Annotated in this window: 2 protein-coding genes; both read right to left on the bottom strand. The window is 43.5% G+C overall.

The genetic code is table 11. The features are described 5' to 3' along the window. Window positions 1-7002 (bottom strand): amino acid adenylation domain-containing protein (locus ACE1CD_RS17220; RefSeq protein ID WP_374793765.1); only part of this gene is annotated, 7002 nt, incomplete at its 3' end. Then, the coding region (locus ACE1CD_RS17215) for a phosphopantetheine-binding protein (protein ID WP_374793764.1) at window positions 7002-7842 on the bottom strand (841 nt) is incomplete at its 5' end. The genes ACE1CD_RS17215 and ACE1CD_RS17220, both read right to left, overlap by 1 nt.

The raw sequence follows: 7842 nt of genomic DNA, 5'->3' as shown, positions 1-7842 counted from the left end.
CAGTCGTTCTGGCAGTGCTTTTTCTCCGCCAAGAATGACCAAACGTAAAGAAGGGGGTAATGCAAGAGTTCTTTGGCTCAAGAAAGCGGTCAATTCATGCCAGTAAGCTGTCGGCAAAGCAAGTACAGTTACTTCCCAGTTGTGGCACTGCTGCAAAAATCCATCAATTGAGGAAAGCATTCTATCGGTACGCAATACAAGTGTTGCACCAGAAGTTAGGCTGGTATAAATTTCTTCAGCACTGACATCAAAACTAATTGAGGAGAATTGAAGAATGCGATCTGACTCCTCTATTTGATATTCAGCGATCGCAGCCGCAGTGTAGTTAACTAGCGACCTGTGTTCAATTAAAACACCTTTGGGTTTTCCAGTAGACCCTGATGTGTAAATAACGTAGGCTAGGTTTTCTGGCTTGACTGGACTCGAAGGGTTTTCTTGATTATGGAAAGCAATTTCTTCCCAATCAGAATCTAAGCAGACAACACGGGCAGAGTAAGGGGGAAGTTTCTCGACCAGCTTCTGTTGGGTGAGTAGCACTGGTACTGAGGAGTCTTCCAGCATAAAAGCCAAACGTTCTTTTGGATATGCTGGGTCAAGTGGAACGTAAGCACCGCCAGCTTTGAGAATTCCTAAGATTCCTACGATCGTATCAAAGGAGCGTTCTACACAAATGCTTACTAAAACGTCTGGTTTGACTCCTAAAGTTTGTAAGTAATGTGCTAATTGATTTGCTTTTGCATTCAATTCTCGATAAGTTAGTTTTTCCCCTTCAAATACTACGGCTACCGCATCCGGTGTACGCTCAACTTGCTCCTCAAACAACTGATGAATACACTTATCCTGGGGATATTCTTTTGTCGTATCATTCCAATCTACTAATAACTGCTGCTTCTCCTTTGGAGTCAACAGTAGTAATTCATCAACGCGCCCGCTAGGATAAGCAACAATTCCCGACAACAAAGCCTGTAAATGCCCCATCATCCGGCTGACAGTATCATCATCAAATCGGTTTGTATTGTAACTAATTTGAATAGACAACTCCTCACCAGGAACAACTCCAAGAGTCAAAGGATAATTCGTTCTTTCAAAACCTCCAACATTTTTAATTTCTACACTCCCCTGACCTTCTAATAAAGAGGAATCTAGTGGATAATTTTCAAACACCACAATGCTATTGAACAAAGGCTGGTTCCTGGGGACATCACTCATCCCCTGAATTTCTACTAGCGGACTGTAAAAATACTGCTCGCGCTCAACTTGCTGCGCCTGCAATTGTTTTAGCCAAGGTAACAACTCAGTTTCAGGAGATATCTGCACTCGCACAGGCAAAGTGTTAATAAACAGCCCCACTATTGATTCCACCCCTGACAAAGCCGGAGGGCGTCCCGATACAGTGGCTCCAAATACCACATCTGATTCCCCACTGTAGCGACCCAGCAGCAACGCCCAAGCTCCTTGCACCAAAGTGTTCAAAGTTAAATGATGTTGCCGAGCAAATTCCTTGAGTGCCTCTGTTAGCGTTGCTGGTAACTTAATATCCCGCTCATCATAGATATCCTTCTCTTGGGATAAATTTTCCACCGATTTATCTACCATCAAAGGAGTAGGAGCCCTAAAACCTGCAAGTTGTGAGCGCCAAAACTTTTGAGCAGCTTCACTGTCTTGCTGTCGCAGCCAAGCAATATAATTTCGGTAAGGAGGCGGGGCATCTAAATATAGATTCTCACCTCGGTTAAAAGCTTCATAAAAAGCCCAGACTTGTTTGAGGACAATCGGCAAACACCAACCATCCATCAACAAGTGATGATTGCTCCAAATAAACTGATACCGATCGTCAGTTAATTGAATGACAGTGCAACACATTAATGGTGCTTTGTCAAGCTCAAAACCCTGCTCTCGTTCAGCCTCTAAGAAAGCCGACAAACGTTCTTTTTGTTCTCCTGAAGATAGAGAACGCCAGTCATAAATATGCCAAGGTAAATTGACCGACTTGCACACAACCTGAAGCGGATATTGGCGATTTCTCCACACAAAGAAAGTCCGCAGCACTGGGTGAAGTTCTACCACTTGCCGCCAAGCTTGTTCAAAGGCTGAAACCTGAATATTTCCGCTCAAAGTACAAACAAACTGCTCAAAGTACACGCCAGAATTAGGAGAATACAAAGTATGAAAGAGCATCCCCTCTTGCATAGGCGATAAGGGATAGATGGATTCGAGAAGTGTTCTGGGTGTTAACGACTCTACTAACTCGTCAAGTTCTGCTTGAGTTAAGTCAGCATCAGGAAAATCACTCGGTGTATAACCAAAAGTATCTGGCGACAAGCAGTGGGAAATAATCGCGGTTAAGACTTCTATGAAACTATTAGCTAAACGCTCAATTGTGGCACTTTGATGAATTTTCGTATTGTAAGCCCAACTTAGTTGGAGTTCACCATTTGCCACAAATCCATCTATCTCTATTAAGTGAGAGCGATTCCCTTGTAAACTAACTGGAGAGCCGCTCGATTCTTTCGCTAATCCCAATATCGGAAATGCTGACAGCATTTGGTCGAATTGACCCAGATAGTTAAAACTTACCTGTGCTTGGGGAAGTTGTTGTAATTGCTGGCGGGTGGTTTCATCCTCATTGAGATAGCGAATTATTCCATAACCTATCCTGCGTTGGGGAATGTAGCGCAGTTGTTCTTTGATGGATTTGAGTGATTTCCCAGGAGATTCAGCTTGTTCTAACTTTAATAAGACCGGGAATATACTGGTAAACCAACCGACTGTTCTCGATAAGTTGATATCTGGAAATAATTCTTCTCTGCCATGTCCTTCTAAGTCAATTAACAGGGAGGTTTGTCCTGTCCACTGGGCAAAACTTTGTACTAAAGCGGTCAATAGGACATCATTAATTTGGGTATTGTAAGCGGAAGGAACTTCTTTGAGTAGAGCAGTGGTTTGTGCTGCACTTAGGGATACTGTTACTTCGGCGGTGTCGGCGATTTGATTTTCTACTATTTCAGTAGGATAGTCTACTGGTAGCGGAGAATTGTGAGAGTTTAATTGAGTTAGCCAGTAATCGAGTTCTGCTAGTGCTGTTTGAGTTTTTGCATATTCTGTTAGTCGGACTGCCCAATCTCGGAAGGAAGTGGTTTTGGCTGGTAATTGAATTGTTTCTCCTAGACTGAGTTGTTGGTAGGCTGCGATTAAGTCTTCTAACAAAATCCGCCAGGATACGCCATCGACTGCTAAGTGATGAATGATAATTAATAGACGATTAGGTTGGTGAGAACCTAGATGAAATAAAGCAACGCGGAGAATTGGGCCTTTTGAGAGGTTTAGGCTGGCTTGTAGTTGGTTAGTTGTGCTTTCAATGGTGGCAATTTGTTCGGTTGGAGCTATTTGGGATAGATCGATCGTGCTGAAAATTTCGCTCTCTTCAGTGGAGGCGTTAAGAAGTTGCCAAGTTTCACCGTTGGGAATTAACCGCAGGCGTAGGGCATCGTGATGTTGCAGCAATTGTTGGAGGACTTGCTGCAAGAGTTCAGGTTTTAAGTCAGGGGATATTTCAAATAGGAATGATTGGTTAAAGTGGTGAGGTTCGGGTAAGTTTTGTTCGAGAAACCAGTGTTGGATTGGGGTTAGTGGTACGATGCCACTAACTAAACCTTGTTCGGCTGTAATTTCTACTGCGGGGGTGACAATTTGGGCTAGTTCGGCAATGGTTTGGTGTTGAAATAAATCTTTGACAGTGAGTTGGAGATTGGCTTGATGGCAACGGGCAATAATTTGAATGCTGAGGATGGAGTCTCCGCCTAATTCAAAGAAGTTGTCGTGGATGCCTACTTCTTGTATTTGGAGAACTTCTGCCCAAATGGTGGCAAGGATTTTTTGGGTGGGTGTTTGGGGAGGGACTTTGGTTGTGGCTAGCTGTTGATGTACTGTTTCTGGTTTGGGTAAGGCTTTGGTATCTATTTTGCCGTTAGGGGTGAGGGGAAGAGTTTCCAGCGTGATGAAGGTGGCTGGAATCATGTAATCGGGGAGTTTTTGAAAGAGGAAGTTTCGCAGGTCGCTGCTTGGTGGTGCTGTTTGTGGTTGGGGGACGATATAAGCTGCTAATTGTTTGTTGCCAGCTTTGTTTTCGGTGGCGATGACTACTGTTTGTTCGACTGATGGGTGTTGAGAGATGGCACTTTCGATTTCGCCTAATTCGATGCGGAAGCCTCGGATTTTTACTTGGTTGTCGATGCGTCCGAGGTATTCGATGTTGCCGTCTGGGAGATAACGGGCTAAGTCACCTGTTTTGTAGAGGCGAGAAGAGGGTTGATTGCTAAAAGGATTGAGGATGAATTTTTCTTCAGTTAAATCAGGACGGTTAAGGTAGCCTCTGGATAGTCCCACACCTGCAATGTGGAGTTCTCCGGGAACACCGATCGGAACGGGTTGTTTATGGCGATCGAGAATATAAACTTGAGTATTATCAATCGGTCGTCCAATTGATAGTGTTCCTGTACCTTTAAAGCATTGTGCAATGGTAGCGCAGACAGTAGATTCAGTTGGCCCGTAGAGATTGAAGAAGCGCCGTCCATTTGCCCATCGCTCAACCAAAGAAGGAGGACACTCTTCTCCGCCTACGACAATATTCTCTAAAGTCGGTAATTCCTCATCAGCCAGAGCCGCAAGCACAGATGGCACAAAGTTAGCATGGGTAATTTTTTGCTCTTGCAATAGCTGGAGCAATGCTGGCCCCGGTTGCAATTCTTCCCGCGTTCCAAGACATAGCTTGCCCCCCGCACAAAGAGCCATCACAATTTCCCAGATAGAAGCGTCGAAGCTAACCGAAGCAAACTGGAGAACGCGGCTATCTGGCCGCACGTCAAACAGCTTGATTTGTGTCTGAACTAGATTGCACAATCCTTGGTGAGCGACTTTAACTCCTTTAGGCGTTCCAGTTGAACCGGAAGTATAAATGACATAAGCCAAGTTTTCCGGCGTCACGCCAGTGATGGGAGACTGTTCACTTCTTGTAGAGATTTCTTCCCAATCGGCATCCAAGCAGACTATCCGTGCTTGATGCTCTGGTAACGAGGTAACAAGTTGTTTTTGAGTTAATAGAACTGGTAGCTGCGAATCATCGAGCATATAGGCGATGCGCTCAGAAGGATAAGCAGGGTCTATGGGGAGATAAGCACTTCCAGCTTTGAGAATGCCTAAGATTCCTACAATCATCTCAAAGGAACGTTCGACACAGATACCTACCAGTGTTTCTGGTTTTACCCCCAGTGCTTGTAAATAGTGTGCTAATTGGTTAGCCTTGGTGTTGAGTTCTCGGTAGGTTAGCTGTTCGTCTTTAAAAATTACTGCTATGGCATCTGGCGTTTGTTCTGCTTGTGCTTCAAATAATTGATGAATACATAGATTATTCGGATAGTCCTGTTGGGTTTGATTCCACTCCACTAATAATTTGTGTTGTTCAATCGCTGTCAAAATGGGTAAATCTGATAGCCTTTGTTGTGGATTCGCTATAATACCCCCCAACAACGTTTGCCAATGTTCTATCATTCGGGTAATGGTTGTGGCATTAAAGAGATCTGTACTATATTCAAATCCCCCTATCAATCCCTGCTCAGTTTTATGCAACGACAAGCTTAAATCTAACTTAGCTGTTTGATTAACTCCAGGCTCAGATGTGTTAATTGTTAAATCTTGGAGGATAATATTAGAGGCCGTTTCATGTTCTAAAGCGAAGACTATTTGAAACAAAGGAGAGTAGCTTAAATTCCGTTCGGAATGTAATGCTTCTACTATCTTATCAAGAGGTAAATCTTGATGCTCATACGCTTCTAGGACAATTTTTTTAACTTGTTGTAATAACTGGAGAAAGGTAGGATTGCCTGATAAATCTGTGCGGAGTACCAAATTATTAACAAAAAATCCGATCGTTCCCTGAATTTGAGGGTTTTGGCGGTTGGCGGATGGAGAACCAACCACAATATCGGGTTGATTGGTGTAGCGGTAGAGCAATACTTTAAATGCAGTAAGGAGTAAGATGAAGAGTGTAACTCCCTGTTGCTGACTCAAATTTACGAGGGCTTCACTAATGTCAGATTCAATCGTAAAGAACAGGGTTTCTCCGCGAAAGGATTGTACGGCAGGTCGGGGACGATCTGTTGGTAGTTCCAACAATGCTGGCATTCCTGTTAGTTTTTGTTGCCAGTAAGCAAGTTGAGACTCTAAAACTTCTCCCTGCAACCACTGCTTCTGCCACACAGCAAAGTCTACATACTGAAGATTGATTTCAGGTAAATGGGGTTTACCTTGTTCAACCAAAGCCGAGTAAATAGTCGTAAGTTCTTGAATAAAAATATTGACAGACCAACCATCAAAGATAATGTGGTGAATTGTCAGCAGTAAAACATTTTCTGTTGGGATAAGCTGAACTAATTCTGCCCTTATTAAAGAATCTTTAGACAGATTAAATACATGGCTAATTGCAAGAGAAGCTAATTTCTGATACTCTAAATCCCGTTGACTAGCTGGCAAAGAACGCAAATCAACGACTGGTAAAGTAAAATCTCTAGTCGCATTTATGGCTTGAGCAGGTTTTCCATCTACGGTAATAAAGTTAGTGCGTAATATTTCATGACGGGCGATCAATAATCGTAAGCTCGACTCCAAAGCCGCAATATCGAGTTGACCGCTAAAATGCAAGTTAAGAGGAATGTTATAAAACGGGCTGTTAGGCTGGAGTTCGTAGAGGAACCAAAGTCCCTCTTGAGCGAAGGAAAGAGGAAAGGTGCTGTTTTCTGTTCTGGATATCGGAGCGATCGCAGTGGCTTTAGCTTGAAGATTAGCTTGTTGCAAAAATGAGATGATTTCTGCTTTGCGATCGCTAATTTCCGACTTGAGAGCAGGGGTAAGAGTCCCTTCAGGAGCCTTGCAACGGAGGCGTTCCCCTTCCAAAAACAGGTTAATATCTAACTTGCGTAAATGATTAATAAACTCAATGGTATTCATTAAAATTCTACCTCCTCTAGATTATTGGTGCTAGTTTCAATATTTTGGGTTGCCCAAGAAATGGCTTCAATGTAGCTTGAAAAATCAGCTACACTTGGAGCTTCAAAAAACTTATATAAGGGCAGATTTAACCCCAAATGGTAACTTAGTTTTGAGAGCAATTGAGTTGCCAGTAAGGAATGCCCACCTAATTCAAAAAAGTTGTCATTGATGCTGAGTTCCTCGACTCCCAAAACCTCAGCCCAGATAGATGCTACTAATTCTTCTGTTGGAGTCTGAGGAGCTACAAACTCTGCTTTTTCAATTAAACTCTTGAGGTCTGGTGCTGGTAATAATTTGCGGTCTACTTTGCCATTGGGGGTCAGTGGCAAGGACTCCAAAATTACAAAAGCACTAGGCACCATATAGTCTGGTAGTCGCTCTTTCAGAAAATGCCGCAGGTCACCAAAGGTGGGCGCAGGTTCCTGAAGTGGGACAGCGTAAGCGACCAGACTCTTTTGGCTGGGAATATCTTCTCGAAGCAAGACTGCAACAGACAGTAAGTTTGGATGTTGACTAAGTGCTACTTCGATTTCTCCAAGTTCGATCCGAAAACCGCGAACTTTCACTTGGTCATCTATCCGACCGAGGTATTCAATATTACCATCGGGCAGATAGCGAACCCGATCTCCAGTTTTATAAAGGCGTTCAGTGGGAGAGTCACTAAAGGGGTTGCTTTTGAACCGCTCATTAGTCAAATCGGGACGGTTGAGGTATCCCCGTGCTAAACCAGCACCACCGATATACAACTCACCCGGAACGCCAATCGGTACAGGCTGTCCGTTCCGATCTAAGATGTAA

This window comes from Aerosakkonema sp. BLCC-F183 (assembly GCF_041929145.1).
Classification (GTDB): domain Bacteria; phylum Cyanobacteriota; class Cyanobacteriia; order Cyanobacteriales; family Aerosakkonemataceae; genus Aerosakkonema.
The sequence above is the reverse complement of the archived record's forward strand: the minus strand, read 5'-3'. Positions and strand labels throughout refer to the sequence as shown.